The sequence below is a fragment of the Cryptosporangium sp. NPDC051539 genome (assembly GCF_044454545.1).
Taxonomy (GTDB): Bacteria; Actinomycetota; Actinomycetes; order Mycobacteriales; family Cryptosporangiaceae; genus Cryptosporangium.
The window spans coordinates 801813-818746 of sequence record NZ_JBITDV010000002.1; the positions used below are offsets into that span (position 1 = coordinate 801813).

At 72.8% G+C, this 16934-nt stretch carries 16 protein-coding genes; 7 read left to right on the forward strand and 9 right to left on the reverse strand.

Features of this window, described 5'->3' with window-relative positions; translation table 11 throughout:
* The first annotated feature begins 170 nt into the window (after positions 1-170).
* On the forward strand, positions 171-425 hold the full coding sequence (locus tag ACIBZJ_RS09715) for a hypothetical protein (RefSeq protein WP_395927495.1): 255 nt from the start codon (positions 171-173) through the stop codon (positions 423-425).
* Positions 426-576: 151 nt separating this feature from the next.
* Here the strand turns inward: ACIBZJ_RS09715 and ACIBZJ_RS09720 are convergent, their stop codons facing one another.
* From ACIBZJ_RS09720 to ACIBZJ_RS09730, 3 genes are all read right to left on the reverse strand, one after another.
* Positions 577-969, reverse strand: coding sequence for a DUF427 domain-containing protein (locus ACIBZJ_RS09720; protein ID WP_395927497.1), 393 nt, complete (start codon positions 967-969; stop codon positions 577-579).
* 87 nt (positions 970-1056) lie between these two features.
* A complete protein-coding gene (locus tag ACIBZJ_RS09725; protein WP_395927499.1) occupies positions 1057-1905 on the reverse strand; it encodes an intradiol ring-cleavage dioxygenase in 849 nt (282 codons plus the stop codon).
* Between the two features lie 89 nt (positions 1906-1994).
* The gene (locus tag ACIBZJ_RS09730; protein ID WP_395927501.1) at positions 1995-3092 is read right to left on the reverse strand and encodes a winged helix DNA-binding domain-containing protein; all 1098 of its coding nucleotides are present in this window, start codon (positions 3090-3092) and stop codon (positions 1995-1997) included.
* A gap of 62 nt (positions 3093-3154) precedes the next feature.
* On the opposite strand from ACIBZJ_RS09730, the gene ACIBZJ_RS09735 reads away from it, so the two are divergent.
* On the forward strand, positions 3155-4195 hold the full coding sequence (locus ACIBZJ_RS09735; RefSeq protein ID WP_395927503.1) for a helix-turn-helix transcriptional regulator: 1041 nt from the start codon (positions 3155-3157) through the stop codon (positions 4193-4195).
* On the opposite strand, the gene ACIBZJ_RS09740 is transcribed toward ACIBZJ_RS09735, so the two are convergent.
* Together ACIBZJ_RS09740 and lexA are read right to left on the reverse strand one after the other, a co-directional pair.
* On the reverse strand, positions 4163-4930 hold the full coding sequence (locus tag ACIBZJ_RS09740) for a class I SAM-dependent methyltransferase (RefSeq protein ID WP_395927505.1): 768 nt from the start codon (positions 4928-4930) through the stop codon (positions 4163-4165). The two genes, ACIBZJ_RS09735 and ACIBZJ_RS09740, sit on opposite strands and share 33 nt — an antisense overlap.
* A gap of 56 nt (positions 4931-4986) precedes the next feature.
* Entirely contained in the window at positions 4987-5613 is a 627-nt protein-coding gene (lexA, locus tag ACIBZJ_RS09745) for a transcriptional repressor LexA (RefSeq protein WP_395927507.1), read from the reverse strand.
* A 119-nt stretch (positions 5614-5732) separates the two neighbouring features.
* Here lexA and ACIBZJ_RS09750 point away from each other — a divergent pair, with 119 nt between their 5' ends.
* The 3 genes from ACIBZJ_RS09750 (at position 5733) to ACIBZJ_RS09760 (ending at position 9645) form a co-directional block, all read left to right on the forward strand.
* The gene (locus tag ACIBZJ_RS09750) at positions 5733-7874 is read left to right on the forward strand and encodes a hypothetical protein (protein WP_395927509.1); all 2142 of its coding nucleotides are present in this window, start codon (positions 5733-5735) and stop codon (positions 7872-7874) included.
* Between the two features lie 46 nt (positions 7875-7920).
* Positions 7921-8544 carry a hypothetical protein gene (locus ACIBZJ_RS09755; protein ID WP_395927511.1) on the forward strand — a complete coding sequence of 208 codons (624 nt, stop codon included), beginning with the start codon at positions 7921-7923 and terminating at the stop codon, positions 8542-8544.
* Between the two features lie 90 nt (positions 8545-8634).
* Complete coding sequence (locus ACIBZJ_RS09760) at positions 8635-9645, forward strand: TIGR03617 family F420-dependent LLM class oxidoreductase (protein WP_395927513.1); 1011 nt, start codon at positions 8635-8637, stop codon at positions 9643-9645.
* Positions 9646-9728: 83 nt separating this feature from the next.
* Here the strand turns inward: ACIBZJ_RS09760 and ACIBZJ_RS09765 are convergent, their stop codons facing one another.
* Together ACIBZJ_RS09765 and ACIBZJ_RS09770 are read right to left on the reverse strand one after the other, a co-directional pair.
* The gene (locus tag ACIBZJ_RS09765) at positions 9729-10166 is read right to left on the reverse strand and encodes an Hsp20/alpha crystallin family protein (protein WP_395927515.1); all 438 of its coding nucleotides are present in this window, start codon (positions 10164-10166) and stop codon (positions 9729-9731) included.
* Positions 10167-10268: 102 nt separating this feature from the next.
* Positions 10269-10958 carry a hypothetical protein gene (locus ACIBZJ_RS09770; protein ID WP_395927517.1) on the reverse strand — a complete coding sequence of 230 codons (690 nt, stop codon included), beginning with the start codon at positions 10956-10958 and terminating at the stop codon, positions 10269-10271.
* A gap of 99 nt (positions 10959-11057) precedes the next feature.
* Between ACIBZJ_RS09770 and ACIBZJ_RS09775 the strand changes: the two genes are divergently transcribed.
* Positions 11058-12908, forward strand: a complete 1851-nt coding sequence (locus ACIBZJ_RS09775) for a putative bifunctional diguanylate cyclase/phosphodiesterase (protein ID WP_395927519.1) — start codon at positions 11058-11060, stop codon at positions 12906-12908.
* A 19-nt stretch (positions 12909-12927) separates the two neighbouring features.
* Here the strand turns inward: ACIBZJ_RS09775 and ACIBZJ_RS09780 are convergent, their stop codons facing one another.
* Both ACIBZJ_RS09780 and ACIBZJ_RS09785 read right to left on the reverse strand, forming a co-directional pair.
* Positions 12928-14022 carry a hypothetical protein gene (locus ACIBZJ_RS09780; protein ID WP_395927521.1) on the reverse strand — a complete coding sequence of 365 codons (1095 nt, stop codon included), beginning with the start codon at positions 14020-14022 and terminating at the stop codon, positions 12928-12930.
* Positions 14019-15110 (reverse strand): SPFH domain-containing protein, encoded by a 1092-nt coding sequence (locus ACIBZJ_RS09785; RefSeq protein ID WP_395927523.1) that lies wholly within the window; start codon positions 15108-15110, stop codon positions 14019-14021. Before ACIBZJ_RS09785 ends, ACIBZJ_RS09780 begins: the two co-directional genes overlap by 4 nt.
* Positions 15111-15264: 154 nt before the next feature.
* Here ACIBZJ_RS09785 and ACIBZJ_RS09790 point away from each other — a divergent pair, with 154 nt between their 5' ends.
* Entirely contained in the window at positions 15265-15597 is a 333-nt protein-coding gene (locus ACIBZJ_RS09790; protein WP_395927525.1) for an ArsR/SmtB family transcription factor, read from the forward strand.
* Positions 15598-16934 lie beyond the last annotated feature (1337 nt).

Sequence of the window (16934 nt, forward strand, 5' to 3'; positions counted from 1 at the left end):
GCGGTCGCGGCGAAGGCCCGCACGGTCGTGTACGACCGGGCGGGTTTCGCCACCAGCACACCCGACCGTGAGCCGCGCACCCTGCACCGGCTCGCTGCCCCCCCGGCCTGTACGCGCAGCTCCGCGACGAGTGCTTCAGCCGTCGGGCGGCGCGGGCCTTCGCCGCCGAGGTGCGCCACTACCGGCCCGGCCTGGCGGCACTGCGCGCGGCTCCACCGGACCTCGGTGACCTGCCGGTCACGACCCTCTCCGCCGGTGGGGGCATCTCCGCCGGCAAGGGCATCTCCGCCGGTGCGGCACGCCGGTCGCGGCCAACCGCGCACCCGGCGACCGCCGGGCGGCTCGTCGTGGCCGAGGGCGCGGGTCACAACCTGATGTTCGAACGGCCGGGCCTGGTGGTCGACGAAATCCTGCGTCGCCTCTGACGGCCGTCGGGCTCCCGGCACCGAGGTGCGGGTCGGCCGGCGGTCACCACGGCGGCCGGGCCGCCGGAGCGGCCGGAGGCTTACGGCGGGGCCGGAGGCTTACGGCGGGGCGGCACCGCCCGGTCGGAGGGGCCGGGCGGTGCCGGACCGATCAGGCGCGGGCGCCCTCGGCCTCGACGTCGATGGCGTCGACGCGGCCGTCCCAGAACGCGACGTGGCCCTTGATCGCGGCGACGGCGTCGTGCGGAGCCTGGTACTCCCAGACCGCGTCGGTCGAGTTCTCGCCGCCGAGCGGGATCGAGTAGTAGCTCGCATCGCCCTTGAACGGGCAGTACGTCTCGGTGGTGGTGCGCTCGAGCAGTGACTGGTCCACGTCGGCGAGCGGGATGTACTGCACCGGCGGGTACGTCGATTCCTGCAGCGTCAGGGCGTTGCGGGTGTCTGCGACGACCTTGCCGGCGACCGTGACGATGACGCGGTTGTGGTTCGGCGTGACCGTGATCGGGTGGTCCGGACCGGGCTCGATTACGGGCTTCTCAGCCATGCCGCCTTCTTCCGTCGAGAATCGTGTGCTGTCGGGTACAAGTTCCCCGGTACGGAGATATTCCGATCCCGCGGCGCGGAAACGCCGTCACGACCGGGTCGGCGTGGTGGTGGTGGTGTCGACCGGGACTTTCAGGGAGACGGTGTATCCCTTCGTCGCGTCGCCCGTCACGGTGCCCAGCTGGTGGGCTCCGGAATCGTCCCCGAAGACGTTGTCGTTCGACAGCGACACCCGGGCCAGGTTCGCGACCGACTTCTGGTAGCCGGACACCTGGTACGCGGTCGTACACACGTCCTTCGGCAGCGCGACCTGCGAGGTCGCGATCGCCGTGGTCGAGTCGGCGAGGCCGGCCCGGTCGGGGTACACCTCGAAGTGGACGTGCGGCCACCGCCCGCTGTAGCAGGCCGGAAAAACGCTGGTGAAACGGACGACGCCGGAGGCATCGGCGACCTGGACGCCACGGAGGTAGTTCTGGTCGGTGACGCCGTCGGAGTACAGCGAATACCGGCCCTCGCGGTCGCAGTGCCAGACGTAGACGGCCACGCCCGCGAACGGCTCGTCGCCGTTCGCCAGGTCGACGATCGAGAGTTCGAGCGTCATCGGGATGCCCTCGGCGGTGCCGGTCGACGTGCCGAAACTCGACCGGATGTCGCTGCGGACGATCCCGCTCTGCTCGAGCACGTCCGGGCCGTTCGAGCCGTCGCCCGGATAGGGCCCGGCGGTCTCGTCCGGGATCTCGGTCAGCTCGCTCGCACCGGCCGGTGACGCGTCCGAACCGCACGCCGCGGCGCCGGCCGCGACCGCACCGAGCCCCAGCACCGCGAGAGCCGAGCGCCGGCTGAACAGGGTGCCCAGGTCGAAGTCGAGGCCCTGGTCGACGAGTTCCTCGTCCGGCCGGGCGAGCGGTCTGCCGTGGTAAGTGCGTCGGGAAGCCATGGACCCAGCATCGGGCCGGTTCCTGGGCGACGGCTGAGGGTTCACCCAGAAACGCCGGAGCGCCGGGCCGGGCCCGAGCCGGTGGCGCCTCAGCGCGGGGAGGCGGCGACGCGGGCCCGGGTGGTGGCGCCGTCCGAGAGGAACCCGGCGACGGCGCGGGCCTCTTCGGTGAGCGCCGTACGGTCGGCGCGGGTCAGCGCGCGCAGGGGCGTGACCTGCACGACGTCGTCCTGGACGGTCCAGGTGCCGGCGACTCGTCCGTCGACGAGGACGACGCGGACGCCGGCCACCGACAACCCCTTGTGCTCGTCGTCGATGATCCGGGAGCGGTCGTCGTAGCCCAGGATCGCGTTGTCGAATGCCGGCAGGAACCTGACCGGTGCCGGTGTGTCCTCGTCCGGGCGCGGCGCATCCGGCAGATCGAGCAGCTCACGACCCCGTTCGTCGCGGAACGAGACCAGCTCCGGCCGCACCTCGGCGACGGCTTTCGGCAGCCCGGCGAGCCCGCACCACGCCCGCAGATCCGCCGTCGCGGCGGGTCCGAACGCGGCCAGATAGCGCCGGACGAGTGCGACGCCGACCGGGTCGGTGCCGTCCGGGGCCGGCGGGTCGACGTCGGTGCCGAGCCACCTCTCGATCGGCAGGGTCTTCACCCCGGCGTTCGTGCGCCAGAGCCCGCGCGGCGGCAACTGCACGGTCGGCACGAGCGCGGCGACCACGGCCTCGCCGAGGATCCGCGCCCCGGGGGCCGGCCAGCGCTCCGCCAGCGCGCGGCCGACCTCACCCATCGACCTCGGTACGTCGTCGGCGAACAGCGCGGCCCCCGCGGCTCGCAGTTCGTTCAGGTCGAGGCAAGCGAGGTCGGCCCGGTAGACGCCGAGCATCCGCTGCCGCAGCATCGCGTCGTGCCGGGACCGCCAGGCCAGCGCGTCCGTGGCGGTGACCAGGTGGACGGTCCGGCGCATGAGGTGCGTGCGTACCACTCGCTTCTCCCGCAGCAGGCCCGACAGCGACGCCGGGTCGAACGTCCGCAGCCGGGACCAGAGCCCGACGAACGGTTCCTGCGGCTCCTGGGCCTGGAGGCCGCCGAGGTGCGCCACCGCGCTCCCGACCTCGAGGTCGGCGCGCTCGAGGAGGAGCTGGCGGGCCAGCGTCGCGCGGTTGAGTGCGCGGGTGCTCAGCATCATGGTCGCAGTCTTCCGGCAATAGAGGTCAGCTTCGGGCCGCTATCGGAGGCATCATCGGTCTCATGCTTCCTCCCTCGGCGCGGTTGCTCTCGCTGCTCTCGCTCCTGCAGGCGCGGCGGGACTGGCCCGGGCAGTTGCTGGCCGAGCGTCTGGACGTGAGTCCGCGGACCGTGCGGCGGGACGTGGACCGGTTGCGTGAGCTGGGGTACCCGATCGCCGCGGTCAAGGGCCCGGACGGCGGTTACCGGCTGGACGCCGGGTCGCAGCTGCCGCCGCTGCTGTTCGACGACGAGCAGGCGGTCGCGCTGGCGGTGGCGCTGCGGCTGGCGGTGACGTCCGGGGCGGGGATCGAGGAGGCCGCCGCCCGGGCGCTCGCCACCGTGCGGCAGGTCATGCCGTCCCGGTTGCGGCACCGGATCGACGCGTTCGAGGTCACCGCGGTGGCGCCGGCCGCGCCGCCGCAGGCCGACACGGGGGTGCTGCTCGCGATCGGCGACGCGATCCGGGCGCGCGAGGTGTTGCGGTTCGACCACGCGGGAGCGTCGGCTTCGGGCGGCGGCGTCGTAGGCGGGTTCGTGCCGCCCCGGCGGGTGGAGCCGTACCACCTGGTGACGTGGGGCCGGCGGTGGTACCTGGTGGCCTGGGATCTCGATCGCGCCGACTGGCGGACGTTCCGCGCCGACCGGATGACCCCGCGCACGCCCACGGGACCGCGCTTCGCCGCGCGCGACGTCCCGGGCGGGGACGTCGCCGCGTTCGTGACCCGCCGCTTCCGCGGTGGCGACGCGTCCGACGCCGGATCGGGCCGGAGCAGCGCCGCCGCGCGCGGGCGCGGTGGGCGGGAGAACGGCTTCGGAGGGTGGCCGCTGCGGGGGGAAGTCGTTCTGGGCCGGCCGGCGGCGCTGGTCTCGACCTATGCCGGGGACGCGCTCGTCGAGGCGGTCGGTCCCGACCGGTGCCGGGTCACGCTCGGCGGCTGGTCCTGGACGAGCCTCGCCGCGTCGCTGGGACGCTTCGACGCCGACATCGAGGTGGTCGGCCCGCCCGAGCTGCGCCGCGCGTTCGCTGACCTAGCCCGGCGGTTCGCCGCGGCGGCGGGCTAGCAGGGAGAACGTGTTCGGGAGCCGGCCGCCCCAGGCCGCGCAGTCCCTCTCGGCGTAGCGCCAGAACGGTTCGGGGTGCTCGGCCAGGTGCACGATCTCCAGCCCGGCGCGAGCCACGGCGGTGACGATCTGCCCGATCGTCCACTGGAATTCGACCGCACCGTAGCCCGGGAACGTGTCGTCGCCCACGTAGCTGCGCGCGAAGTAGCTGCGGTCGGGACGGACGCGCGGATAGTCCTCGTCCGTCGTCCAGATCGAGAAGGCCGGGTGGCCGTCGTACACGAACAGGTGCCCGGACGGCCGGAGCAGGCGGGCGATGTCCGCCGCCCAGGCGTCCAGATCAGGCATCCAGATGAGCGCGCCCTTGCCGGTGTAGACCAGGTCGGCGCAGCCGGCCGCCAGCGGCGCACCCGGCAGCACGCCGACGACGTAGCGGCAGGGGAGGCCGAGCTCGACGGCGCGGCGCTGGACGGTAGGCACCGCGACCTCGCTGTAGTCGACCCCGACGACCGACGCGGCCCCGGCCCGGACGAGCGAGGCGTCGTCGACGCCGTCGCCGCTCTGCAGGTGGACGACGTCGGGCGCGCGCCGCAGCACGTCGGCGAGGACCTCGCGCTCGATGTCGGTGAGCGATTCCCCGGCCCGGGCGATCGTGAGCAGCTCGTCGTACTCGCGGAGGTACTTCTCGCCGGCGTTGTGCCAGGCCGTCCGGTTCGCGCGCGTGATTTCGTCCACACGGGAATCGTCGCGCGCCGGTCAATTCGGATACCGGCGTCCAGAACCCTCTCCGGTCACGAGAGCCGGCGCAGGACGCTCACCACGCGGCCGAGGATCTCGGCGTCGTCGGCGGGGATCGGTTCGTAGTGCTCGTTGCGGGGCAGGAGCCGCACGTGTCCGGACGCGAGCTCGAGCTCCTTCACGGTCGCCTCGCCGTCGAGCATCGCGGCGACGATCTCGCCGCTCTCGGCCGTCGCCTGGCGCCGCACGACGACGATGTCGCCGTGGCAGATCGCGGCCTCGATCATCGAGTCGCCCCGGACGCGCAGCGCGAACAGCTCACCGTGCCCGACCAGGCTGGTCGGCAGCGTGAAGTTCTCCTCGAAGTCCTCGTGAGCCGGAATCGGCGCCCCGGCCGCGATGGCTCCCAGCAGCGGCACCAGAACGATCCCGCCGCCCTCGGCCACGTCCCCACCACCGGCCCGCCCTCCGCGCGCATCCAGGGCGCGGGCCGACCGGGTGCTCCGGCTCACCAGCCCGAGACCCTCCAGGATCCCCAACTGCCGCGCCACCGACGACGTGGACGTCAGCCCCACCTCGCTACAGATCTCCCGGATGGACGGCGGATACCCGCGCTCATCCGTCGACCGCCGGACCACGCGAAGGATCTGCCGCTGCCGCGGACTGAGCTCGGTCGCCATATCACGACTGTACGACATTTCTTCGATCACCTGTACGACAACCTGGTCGCCCGGCCACCGTCCACCCGCGAGCGCGAACGCCCTACCATCGGTGGCTCCCTCAGCGCTCCGGGGTGGCGATGAAGAAGCTCGTCCGCGTCGGCCGATCGATCCTGACCGGCACCACGCTCCTCCAGCTCGCCGCGGTCCTCCTGGCTGTCGTCATCCTGCTGAGAACCCTCTCCGGCGGCACCGCCGGCCTGTGGGCGATCCTGCTCGTCCTCGGCGCCACCGCCGGGCTCTACGCCGCGATCGCCCTGTTCAACGCGCTGCGCCGCCCGCGTCCCGACCGTCACGCGCCGGAATGGCTCACGCGCTACCTGCCCGCGACCCGGTCACGCCTCGCCGCGGTCCTCGCGCTGCTGATCCTGATGGTGAACGCCGCGATCACCGGTTACGTCGGCATCGGGACGATCCTGATCGCGGTCCTCCTGGGCGCGATCGCCACGCTGCTCAGCCCCAACCTGCGGCTCGTCGCGCTGATCGGCGCGATGGCGATCATCTTCGCGACCGTCACGGTGTTCGCGGCGACCGCGTTCCGGGGCAGCACCGAGGCCCGCGCGCTCGCCGTCTCGGTCGCCGCGGTGGTGTTCCCGGTGCTGGTCTCCGACAAGCTCGTCCGGCTGGTCCGCCAGCCCGCGCTCACCACGTCCCACCACGTCATCCTGGCCGTCCTCACGCTGACACTCGCGTTCCTGGGCTGGACCAGGGAAGACTGGCTGCCCGGCGTCCGGCAGGGCTGCTACACGCTGCCGACGTCGAGCGGAATCACGGTCCTGCGCTCCACCGCCGACGGCGACCGCTGCTACGGGCTACTCGACACGGCCGACGCCGGGGTCTTCGGCCGGTCCGCGTTCGGCGCCGACCCGGTCACCATCGGTCTGCAGCGCCGGATCCTGGCCCAGAACCAGCCGCTGGACGACGGTGACCTCACCGTCGTCTGGTTCGGCGCCCTCTCCTGCGATCCTGCTCCGGCGGACGCGACCCGCTGCGCGGACGGCCGCGACTATCCGTCCGAGCGCGACCAGCTCCGCGCCCTGCTGTTCGCCCAGACCCACGTCGACGCCGGCACCGGCCACCACGTCCACGTCGTCATCGCCGACGCCACCCAGGACGTCCGGCACGCCGACGACGTCGCGAAGCTGATCGTGGAGCGCAAGGAGGCGCTCGGCGAGCGGGTCGTGGTCATCGGCGGCGGCGACAGCCGCGACACCACCCAGAGCGCGATCAACCGGCTGCTCACCGCAGGCATCCCGTTCGTCGCGCCGAACCTGCTGGCCGACCTCGGTGCACCCGGCCGCCCGTTCGTCGACCGCCCGGGCTACTTCCAGCTCGCGCCGTCGAACCTGGACTACGCCCGGGACACGGTCGCCCGGGTCGCCCGCCGCTTCCCGCAGGGCTTCCGGATGGACATCTACCAGCACCAGGACCCGACCGACAAGTACACGACGTCGCTGGTCAACGACTTGCTGTCGGCGGTGAAGGGAGCCCGGGGCGCGACCGCGCGGCGCGTCACCGAGCTCGGACGCCTCGACGAGACCGGCTGCGACTCGACCACCCAGGGCCCGCCGACCGTCCTGTTCTTCGCCGACCGCTGGACCCGCTTCGCCGGCTTCGTGCAGCGGATCGAGGTGCTCTGCGGCCACTCCCGCCCGCGGATGGTGCTCGCCGACAGCTCGGTCAGCCGCTTCATGGCCGACTACCGCCTGCGTGCGGTCAGCACCGCCGACTGGCCGGTCGACTACTACGTCGGTGGCCCCGCGTGCGCGGACCTCACCCCGTCCACGTTCACCACGCTCCACGACCAGATGCAGGTGGACGCCAATCGCGAGCTGCTGGGGCTCCCGGAAGGACAGCCCTTCGAGTGTGCCGACCGGGGCGCCACCGCCCGCGACGGGCAGCTGCTGCACGCCTGCACGCTGGACGCCGCCGTCAAGCTGACCAGCCAGCCCTGCCGCGCGAACGACCTGGGCGCGTTCCTCGTCCCGGCCTGGGACGCCGTGCTGCTCGCCGACGCGCTGCTCCCGGACCGGCGGCCGGCGAACACGAACTACCTGACCAGCCTCAACGCGAGTGGTGTGCCGCTGGCGACCGGCAACACCGCGACCGTGCGGGGCGGCCGGCTCGTCACGCCGACGATCCCGGTCCTGCTGTGGCACGTCGACGCGCTGAACGACCCGACCCGCATCTGGGAGCGCCCGAGCGCGGATCTGTCCCCGTGATCGGATTGGTATCACACGGGCCCGGAACCGGGTCGATAGTGGAGTTATGGGCCGTCGTTTCGGAGCAGTGCTGCTCACCGGGGTGATTCTGACCGTCGCCGCCTGCTCGGGGAACTCCTCCCCGCAGCCGGCGCCGTCCTCGGCGGCATCGCCCCCGGCCTCCCCGTCGGCCTCGGGGTCACCGACGCCGCGGCTCTCGCCGGTCCCGGCCCTGCGCCTCCCGACGGTCGCCAAGGGCGCTCCCTGCCCGATGACCGCCGAGCACGCCCTGCGGAGCTCACTCACGAACGACGACGGGGTGGGCGTCCTCGGTCGTGGGCCGGTGGCCCCGGTCGCCTACTACTTCACCGGGAAGGGCGCCACGCTCGAGTTGCGTCCGGACGACAAGAACCCGGACGGTACCTACGGCAAGAAGGTCCGCTGGATCGGCGCCGGCTACGCCGGGCCGGTACTGATCCGCGCCGCCCGGATCGACGGCACCGGCACCGCCTTCGCCAGGCTCTCCGAATGGGCCGAGAAGGTGGACGGCGGCTACAGCATCGTGCTGACCGAGAAGGACAACGACATGCCGGCGACGACGACGGTCAGCGGGCCGGGGTGCTTCGCCTACCAGGTCGACGGCACGAACTTCCGCGACGTGATCGTGTTCCGGGCCGTCACCGCCGGCTGAGCGCGGCCGGCCGCAGGGGAAGCTCGGGCCCGCGCCGGCTCTCCGTCGCTGCCGCTCCGGTGAGGCGCTGAACTATATAAAGTATCCACCATGAAGCTCGACGTCATGCTGGCGGATTCGGTCACGAGCGCAGCCGGGCGCGCGCGAGCGCTCGAGGCGGTGGGTGTCGACGGGGTGTTCACGTTCGAGAACGCCCACGACGTGTTCTTCCCGCTGGTGGCGGCCGCGCCGGTGTGTTCGCTCGACCTGATGACGAACGTGGCGATCGCGTTCCCGCGCAGCCCGATGCACCTGGCGCACGCGGCCTACGACCTGCAGTTGCTCTCGCGGGGCCGGTTCCGGCTGGGGCTCGGTTCGCAGATCCGGACGCACGTCGAGAAGCGGTACGGGGCGCAGTGGGGCAAACCGGTCGCACAGATGCGGGAGTGGGTGCTCGCCACCAAGGCGATCCTGAACAGCTGGCAGGACGGCACCCGGCTGGACTTCCGCGGCGAGTACACCGCCCACACGCTGATGACGCCGGCGTTCGACCCGGGGCCGAACCCGTACGGGGTGCCGAAGGTGCTGGTCGGCGCACTCGGGCCGAAGATGACGCAAATGGCGGCGGAGGTGGCCGACGGCCTCCTGGTGATGCCGTTCAACTCCGCCAGGCACATGCGCGAGCGCACCTGGCCCGCGATCCGGGCCGGGCTGGGGGAGCGGACGGGCTTCGAGGTGACCGCGGAGGTCATCGTCGGCGTCGGGCGGACGGCCGAGGAGCTCGAGGCGGCCCGGGCCGTCAGGTGGCTGCTCGCGTTCTACGGCTCGACGCCGTCGTACCGCCCGGTGCTGGACGTCGAAGGCTGGGGAGACCTGCAGCCGGAGCTGAACGCGCGGTCGAAGCGGGGCGAGTGGAACGCGATGACCGGCCTGATCACCGACGAGATGGTCGACACGCTCGCGGTCTGCGGCACCCCGGACGAGGTGGCCGCGGAGATCGTCCGCCGGTTCGGCGACTGCGACCGGATCTGCGCCTACTTCCCCGGTTACCCGGCCCCGGACGACCTCGTCGGAGACTTCGCGTCCGCGCTGAAGGCCGCCCACCGGGCCCCTCCCGGCTGAGCCGGAGCGGCTGGGGCGGAGCGGCTGGGGCGGAGCGGCGGCCGGGTGGGCCGCCGCTCCGCCGGAGCGGACGTGCACCTGGTCTAGGCGTCGATCTGCCTCGGGGCGGTGTCGGCGTGCGCGATCGCGATCTTGCGCGGCTTCGCCTGCTCGCGGACCGGGATGCGCAGCGTCAGCACGCCGTTGTCGCAGGACGCGTGGATGCGTTCGGCGTCCAGGGTGTCGCCGAGGAAGAGCTGCCGGGTGAACACGCCCAGCGGGCGTTCCCGGACCTGCATCTCGGCCGGCTGCTCGGCCTTCGGCCGGCGCTCGGCGCGGACCGTGAGTACGTTGCGCTCGACGTCGAGTTCGACGGCGTCGGGCGTGACGCCCGGAAGATCGAAGTCGACGACGAATTCGTCGCCCACCCGGTAGGCGTCCATCGGAATCACCGCGGGCTTCGACCAGGTGCCGGACCCGTCGCCGAAGAGCTGCTGCGTGAGCTGGTCGAGCTGCCGGAACGGGTCGGTGCGCATCAACATGGCGTCCTCCTCGAGTCCTGTATCGGTGGTCAACGCGCAGGTCTTTTCTAACTCGTCATCGGAACGATGACAAGTCCCCTGTCGTCGAAAAGACGACAAATTTCAGTCCCGGCTGCCGTGCCGCTGCCGACGGGTGTCGCCCCGGAGCGCCTCCGTGCGCTCGATGACGTCGTCGATCGACTTCGCGAGCGCGGGATGGCTCGCACCGAGCGAATCCCGGGCCGCCCGGAGCGGGGCGATCAACGCGGACGTGTCGTCGGCACCGAGCGTCTCGTGCACCCGGCCGACGCTGTGGCGTGCTGGTTCGTCGAGCTCCGGCAGGCCGTGGAGGTCCGCGACCCGCGCGGCGATCTGTCGCAGCGTGGCGGCGTGGCGGCGGGCCCACTCCACGACCGCGCGATCCTCCGCCCGCCGGTCGCGCTCGTTGCGGACGCGTTCGTCCCGGGTCGTGCCCGGCTCGTCGTCCCGGGCCGCGCGGGACCGCAGATAGCGGCGTTCGGCGGCCTGCCTGCTGGCGACCCCGAGCGCGGGCGCCAGATCGTGCCAGCTCACGCCGAGCCGTCGCGCCGCGTCCACGAGCCGCGGCTCCCAGCGGGTCAGCTCGGCCTGGACCTCGCGCAGAGTCGCCAGTGCCGACAGTACGGTCGCCGCGTCCGGCGGGAGCTCGGCCGGTTCCGGCGACAGCACGCCGTTCACCAGGCGGACGAGGTCCGCAGCGGCGGACTCCGGGGCACCGCCCTCGGCGAAGTATTCGTGCAGCGGGCCTTGGGCCGGCCCCGGGTCCGTCACCATTCCTCCTTCGTCGTCGTTGTGACGACAAGCACGCTCCCAGCCTAGTGACGACGGGTGCGGAACCCTCCGCTCGGAGACGGAACGGTCGATGGGACACGTATGACGCCCGACGTGCTCGCGGCACTGCGCGGGGGGCTCCGGCTGCGCGGTTTCCGGTTGTGCGGGCTCCGGTTGCGCGGGTTCCGACGGCCGGTGATCGCGACCGGCCGCGCGATGGCCGCCATCGCCGGAGCGTCGTACCTGGTCGGCGGTGCGATCGGCCTGGCGTGCGCGCTGCTGGCGGGGGAACGGGGTCGCACTCCGGTCCTCGCGCTGGCGGTCCTCGCGATCCTGCTCGGCTGCGGGCTGGGCGTCGTCGCGGTCCGGGGCATCCGGATGAGCCCGGCGGTGTACTACGCGCTGGCCGTCGTCGCGATCGGGGCGATCGGGATCGGTGTGCGGGTCGAGCGCGGCCAGATCCTGGCGATGGCGCTCGCCGCCCAGCTGACGCTCGTCACGATCTTCGCGTTCGCGTTCTTCACCTGGCCGGCCGCCTGGGTGCTCCAGTTCCTCAGCGTCGTGACGCTGCTCGTCGCGAAGCTGCAGTGGGACGCCGTGCCCTGGGCGGCGGTCATCGCGATGTCCGGCCAGAACGTCATCCTCGGGGTCATCCTCGGCTGGCTGGTGCGAGCGGCCGCGCGCGCGGAGACCGACGACCTCACCGGTCTGCCCGACCGGCGCGGGTTCGACCGGGCCCTGGACGCGGCGACCGCCCGCGCGGCCCGGTCCGACCGTCCGCTGAGCATCGCGTTCCTCGACCTGGACGACTTCGGCGCGTACAACGCCCAGCAGGGCGTGCCGGCCGGCGACCGCCTGCTCCAGGCGGTCGGCCACGATCTGGTGGCGGTCGTGGCAGACGACACCGTCGTCGCCCGCTCCGGTAGCGACCGGTTCGCGCTGATCGTCCCGGCGGCCGGGGCGGACACGATCGCGACGCTCGAGCGTTTCCGGGCCGACGACCGGACGCGGTTCTCCGCCGGGGTGGCCGGATGGCGTCCCGGCGACACCCCGGCCACGCTGGCCGGCCGGGCCGACACCGCCCTCGACGAGGCTCGCCGCGCCGGTGGAAGCCGGATCTTCTGCAGCGCCGACACCGCCGCCGACAGCTGGGCCGAGATGGCCTCGGCGCTGACGGCCGGTGAGTTCACGGTCGCCTACCAGCCGATCACCGATCTGAAGTCGGGCGCGGTCACCGGCGCCGAAGCGCTGCTGCGCTGGACCCGCCCGGGCCGCGGCCCGGTCTCGCCGGTCGACTTCATCCCGCAAGCCGAGCGCAGCGGTTTCGTCGCCGAACTCGGCCGGTTCGTGCTCGAGTCGGCCTGCCGGGAGGCCGCGACCTGGACGCGGGCCGTCCCGGCCAAGGTCGCGGTCAACGTCTCGGGCCGTGAGTTGCACCAGCACGACTACTACGAGCAGGTCGCGGAGGTGCTGATCGCGTCCGGGCTGCCGCCGGAGCGCCTGGTGCTGGAGGTGACCGAGAGCACGCTCGAAGCCGACTCCCCGATCGCGCTCACGACCCTGCGCCGGCTCCGGGCGCTCGGCATCCGGGTGGCGATCGACGACTTCGGCACCGGCTGGTCGTCGCTGAGCCGGCTCAGCCACCTGCCCGCCGACATCCTGAAGATCGACCGGTCGTTCGTCGCCGCGATCCCGCCCGAGGCGACCTCGGCTCCGCTGATCACGGCGATCACCGCGCTCGCGTCGGCGATGGGGCTGCGTACGGTCGCCGAGGGGGTCGAGGAGGTGCACCAGGCCGCGCTGCTCGCCCGCCACGGGTGCGACGAGGGCCAGGGCTGGCTGCACGGACGCCCGGGCGACGGCGCCGTGATCCGCGAAGCCCTGCGCACCCGCGGCGACGCCCTCCCGGCCCCCGACGCCACTCAGCGGACAGTGCGGAACACCCCGGCCTGAGGGGATGGCCCGCCACCGCTCAGCGGCGCAGGACGAAGAACGTGACCACCGCGGCCACCACGAGCAGCCCGGCCAGCACCGCCAGCGCGATCTTCAGCTTGCTGAACGGCCGGTCGCCCGCCACCTCGGCGGTGCGTCCGTTGATCAGCACCTGGTAGGTCGTGCCCGCGTACAGGTACGCGCAGATCCACACCGGTAGCAGCATCAGCTTGAACATCACCCGCGAGTAGCTGGTGTTCACCGAGTGCACGCGCTGCTCGTCACCGCCGATGTCCTGCCGGCAGTCCGACTCGATGACCGACGCCATCCGGTTGCGGGCGACGCCCATGCCCTCCTCGGGCTCGACGTCGTACCGCAGCGTCTGGTGACCGGCCAGGAAGTTCGGGTCGTAGGGCTTGGACTCGGTCAGCGGCCACGGTTCGAGCGCGTCCAGGCGCTCCGGCGGCACCTTGCCGGTGCCGCGCACCAGGATGTCGTCGAAGTCCCGCCACACCGAGCCGCTCGCCGGCCACCAGCGGGTGTGCCGGACCTGGCGGGTCTCGGTGCGTTCCTGGCCGTTGTCGTCCCGCACCGTGTACGTCTCGGTCACGTAGTAGTACTCGCCGCGCTCACCGGTATACGACGACTGCGTGCTGGCGTCGTACGTCCAGTGCGGGAGGTACGTGCTGCGGACGGTCTCCGCGGTCGTGACCTTCTTCAGCTGGTTCGGCGCGAACCAGCGGCTCGCCACCCATTTCTGCAGCGCGTCCCGCACGCCGGCCCGGTCGACCGTGAACGGCAGCACGGCCTCCGGGACGACCATCTCCCCGGTGTCGACGTTGGCCACCACCGGCGCGCCGCAGAACTGACATCGGTCGGAGATCGCGTCCGACTCCGTGACCGCGCCGCAGCCGGGGCAGGTGAAGACGTAGTTGGCCAGCGTCGCGACCGGCTTGCGGGGCAGCCGGACGAACTCGTCCCAGGAGTGTTCGCGCACGGCCCGGTCGGCGGCCACCTGGATGTGCTGCCGGCTGCCGCAGTAGGGGCACTGCAACGCGTCGGTGCCGGGCGCGAACTCCAGGTTCGCGCCGCAGTTCGTGCAGGGGAAGACCCGCTGCGTCTGCGGTGCGCTCACTGCGGTGGCAGGGGAGGCGGAACGGCGCCGAGCACGCCGGCCAGTTCCGACACCTGCTCGGCGGGCAGCCACTGGGCCATGCCCTGCTTCCACACCAGCGTGGAACGGGTCAGCGCCCCGCTGCGTGCCTGCGCGGCCAGCCCGGCGTCGTCGAACGGACCGGCCTGCTGACCGCCGGTGCCGATGTACCACTCGGTCGTCGGCAGTGGTGGCGGTCCGGCGGCCGGAGCGGCCTGGTTCATCGACTGCGCCATCCGCTGACCGGCGGCCATCCCGAGCCCCAGCCCGAAGCCCTCGCCGGCACCCCCACCGGGGTTGTTCGCGGCGTCCTCGATCGCGTTCGCGGTCTGGAACTTCGTGTACTGGTCGAGGTTGCCGAGCACCCCCATCTGGGTGCGCTTGTCCAGCGCCTGCTCGACCTCCGGCGGCACCGAGATGTTCTCGATGATGAACCGGGGGATCACGATGCCGATCCCGGACAGGTCTTCGCTCAGCACCGCGGCGAGTTTCTGCCCGATCTCCTGCTGGTGAGCGGCCAGGTCGATCATCGGCACCTGGGCGGTCGCGAGCGCGCTGCCGAGGTGGCTCACGGTCAGCTGCCGGAGATATTCGGCGACCTCTTCGGTGCGGAACTGCGGGTCGGTGCCGACCAGTTCGGTGAGCAGCTTCTTCGGGTCCGACACCCGGACCGCGTACGCACCGAACGCGCGCAGGCGCACCACGCCGAACTCCGGGTCGCGGACCGTGACCGGGTTCTGCGTGCCCCACTTCATGTCGGTGAAGACCCGGGTGTTGACGAAGTACACCTCGGCCTTCCACGGCGAGTTGAACCCGTACTTCCACCCCTTGAGCGTCGAGAGGATCGGCAGGTTCTGGGTCTCGAGCGTGTACGTGCCGGGCCCGAACGCGTCCGCGATCTGGCCCTCGTTGACGAACACCGCGACCTGCGACTCGCGCACGATGAGCTTGGCGCCCATCTTGATCTCGTTCTGGTAGCGCGGGAACCGCCAGACGATCGTGTCGCGGCTGTCATCGAGCCACTCGATGATGTCGATGAACTCGCCGCGGATCTTGTCCATCAGGCCCATCGGTTTTCTCCCCACTCGGATACGCCACACCTGTGTAGCAGGCAACGACGAGAGGTCCCCACGCGGCCAGGCGATTCCACCCGGTTTAGGACGCTCAACAGTCAGCTATCCATCAGGACCGCTCGTCCCGGTCCCGGCTGGCAGGATCGACACCATGACCCGGCCCCTGCACCAGCTCAAAGCGGAATTCTTCAAGACGCTGGGGCATCCGGCGCGCATCCGGGTCCTGGAGTTGCTCAGCCGGCGTGAGCACGCGGTGTCGGAGATGGTGCCAGAGGTCGGCGTCGAGGCCGCCAACCTGTCGCAGCACCTCGCCGTCCTGCGCCGGACCGGCCTGGTCACCACCCGCAAGGAAGGCTCCACCGTCTACTACTCGCTGACCAGCCCGCACGTCGCCGAGTTGCTGGCGGTCGCGCGCGAGATCCTGACCGGAGTCCTGTCCGGGCAGATGGAACTCCTGGAAGACCTCCGCGCCCCCACCGGCTAGCCGCTCGCCGCCGTCGTGGTTGCTCTGCTTCTTCCCTACGCCTGCCCGGCGAGGCCCCGCCCCTCCGCGTCCGCCGCCCAGTCGGCCCGGCCGTAACGCCCCGCCCCGCCGTCCCTGCTTGCCCGCCCACCCTCAGGTGGCCGGGGGTGTGCACAGCTCCCCGACCCCGACCCCGGTTCCGGCCTCAGTCGCGGTTCCGGCCTCAGTCCCGGTTCCGGCTCGGGTCCCGGCCCCGGCCCCGGCCCCGGCCCCGGCCCCGGCCCCGGCCTCAGCCCCGGCCCCGGCCCCGGCCTCAGCCCCGGCCCGGCCCCGGTTTCGGCCACCGCGACCGCAGCCGACGTAGTCGTCGCCGCGACCGTGGCGGCAGCCGCGTCTGTAGCCGCAGCCGCGCTCACAGCCGTAGCTGTAACCGCGTCCGCAGCGGGGGATCGCATTCGCAGGAGGGAGTGCAGCCGCAGCCCCAACCCCGGGCGCTGCAGCCGTCGCCGCGACCGCGCCTGTAGTCGGGACCGTGCCCGACGCCGTGCCCGCGCCCCGCGCCCGGGGTCGTGCTAGCACCCGCGCCCGCACCCGCGCCCGGGGTCGTGCTAGCGCCCGGGGTCGCGACGGCAGCTACACCCGGGCCCGCGTCCTGGGGTCGCGCTCGCGTCCGGGCCGCAACTGGGCGGGGTCTGCGAAAGCGACGGCAGCCGTGTCCGAGACCGCTCCTGCGTTGGGGCGCGCTCGCGACCGAGCACCGCGCTCGCGCGACAGCGGCTACGCCGATGCCGCGCCTGGACCCGGGCCGGGGCCGGGGTTCCGACCGTGCCCGACGCCGAGCCCGTGACCGTTCCCGTGCCCGGGGGTCGTGCCCGCGCCCGACGCCGTGCCCGTGCCCGACGCCGTTCCCGTGCCCGGGGGTCGTGCCCGCGCCCGACGCCGTGCCCGGGCCCGTGCCCGGCCCCGGGCCCGCGCCCTTGCCCGTGCCGCGACCTGCGGCGACAGCTGCGACCGCGACGGACGGTCGGGCCGCGACTGGAGTCCAGCCCACGACAGCGGGCGCCCGCAGCCGGGTCGCGACCTTCAGCTCGGCCGGCAAGCGTGGGGTTTGCGGCGCGACGGCAGCGAAGAGCCCTGCGTGATCGGGCGCCCGCAACCAGTCCGCCGGCGCGCGCGGCAGGCGGCGCGGGCGGCAGGCGGCGCGCGGCGTTCGGTGGGCGGCTTCCGGGGAGCGCGGGCCGAGCTCGTGACGGGCTTCAGCCGCCCCAGCGGCCGGGAGACCTTGCACACCCCCGCCCGCCGGAGGGTGGGTGAGCCACCACGCACGGGCCGGCGGGGCGTGACGGCCGGGCCGACCG

Coding starts and splice junctions, on each gene's coding strand:
- ACIBZJ_RS09720 (WP_395927497.1), bottom strand. CDS start 969: ATGGCTGAGAAGCCCGTAATCGAGCCCGGTCCGGACCACCCGATCACG.
- ACIBZJ_RS09790 (WP_395927525.1), top strand. CDS start 15,265: ATGACCCGGCCCCTGCACCAGCTCAAAGCGGAATTCTTCAAGACGCTG.
- ACIBZJ_RS09755 (WP_395927511.1), top strand. CDS start 7,921: ATGGGCCGTCGTTTCGGAGCAGTGCTGCTCACCGGGGTGATTCTGACC.
- ACIBZJ_RS09750 (WP_395927509.1), top strand. CDS start 5,733: ATGAAGAAGCTCGTCCGCGTCGGCCGATCGATCCTGACCGGCACCACG.
- ACIBZJ_RS09725 (WP_395927499.1), bottom strand. CDS start 1,905: ATGGCTTCCCGACGCACTTACCACGGCAGACCGCTCGCCCGGCCGGAC.
- ACIBZJ_RS09765 (WP_395927515.1), bottom strand. CDS start 10,166: ATGTTGATGCGCACCGACCCGTTCCGGCAGCTCGACCAGCTCACGCAG.
- ACIBZJ_RS09760 (WP_395927513.1), top strand. CDS start 8,635: ATGAAGCTCGACGTCATGCTGGCGGATTCGGTCACGAGCGCAGCCGGG.
- ACIBZJ_RS09770 (WP_395927517.1), bottom strand. CDS start 10,958: ATGGTGACGGACCCGGGGCCGGCCCAAGGCCCGCTGCACGAATACTTC.
- lexA (WP_395927507.1), bottom strand. CDS start 5,613: ATGGCGACCGAGCTCAGTCCGCGGCAGCGGCAGATCCTTCGCGTGGTC.
- ACIBZJ_RS09785 (WP_395927523.1), bottom strand. CDS start 15,110: ATGGGCCTGATGGACAAGATCCGCGGCGAGTTCATCGACATCATCGAG.
- ACIBZJ_RS09730 (WP_395927501.1), bottom strand. CDS start 3,092: ATGATGCTGAGCACCCGCGCACTCAACCGCGCGACGCTGGCCCGCCAG.
- ACIBZJ_RS09735 (WP_395927503.1), top strand. CDS start 3,155: ATGCTTCCTCCCTCGGCGCGGTTGCTCTCGCTGCTCTCGCTCCTGCAG.
- ACIBZJ_RS09775 (WP_395927519.1), top strand. CDS start 11,058: ATGACGCCCGACGTGCTCGCGGCACTGCGCGGGGGGCTCCGGCTGCGC.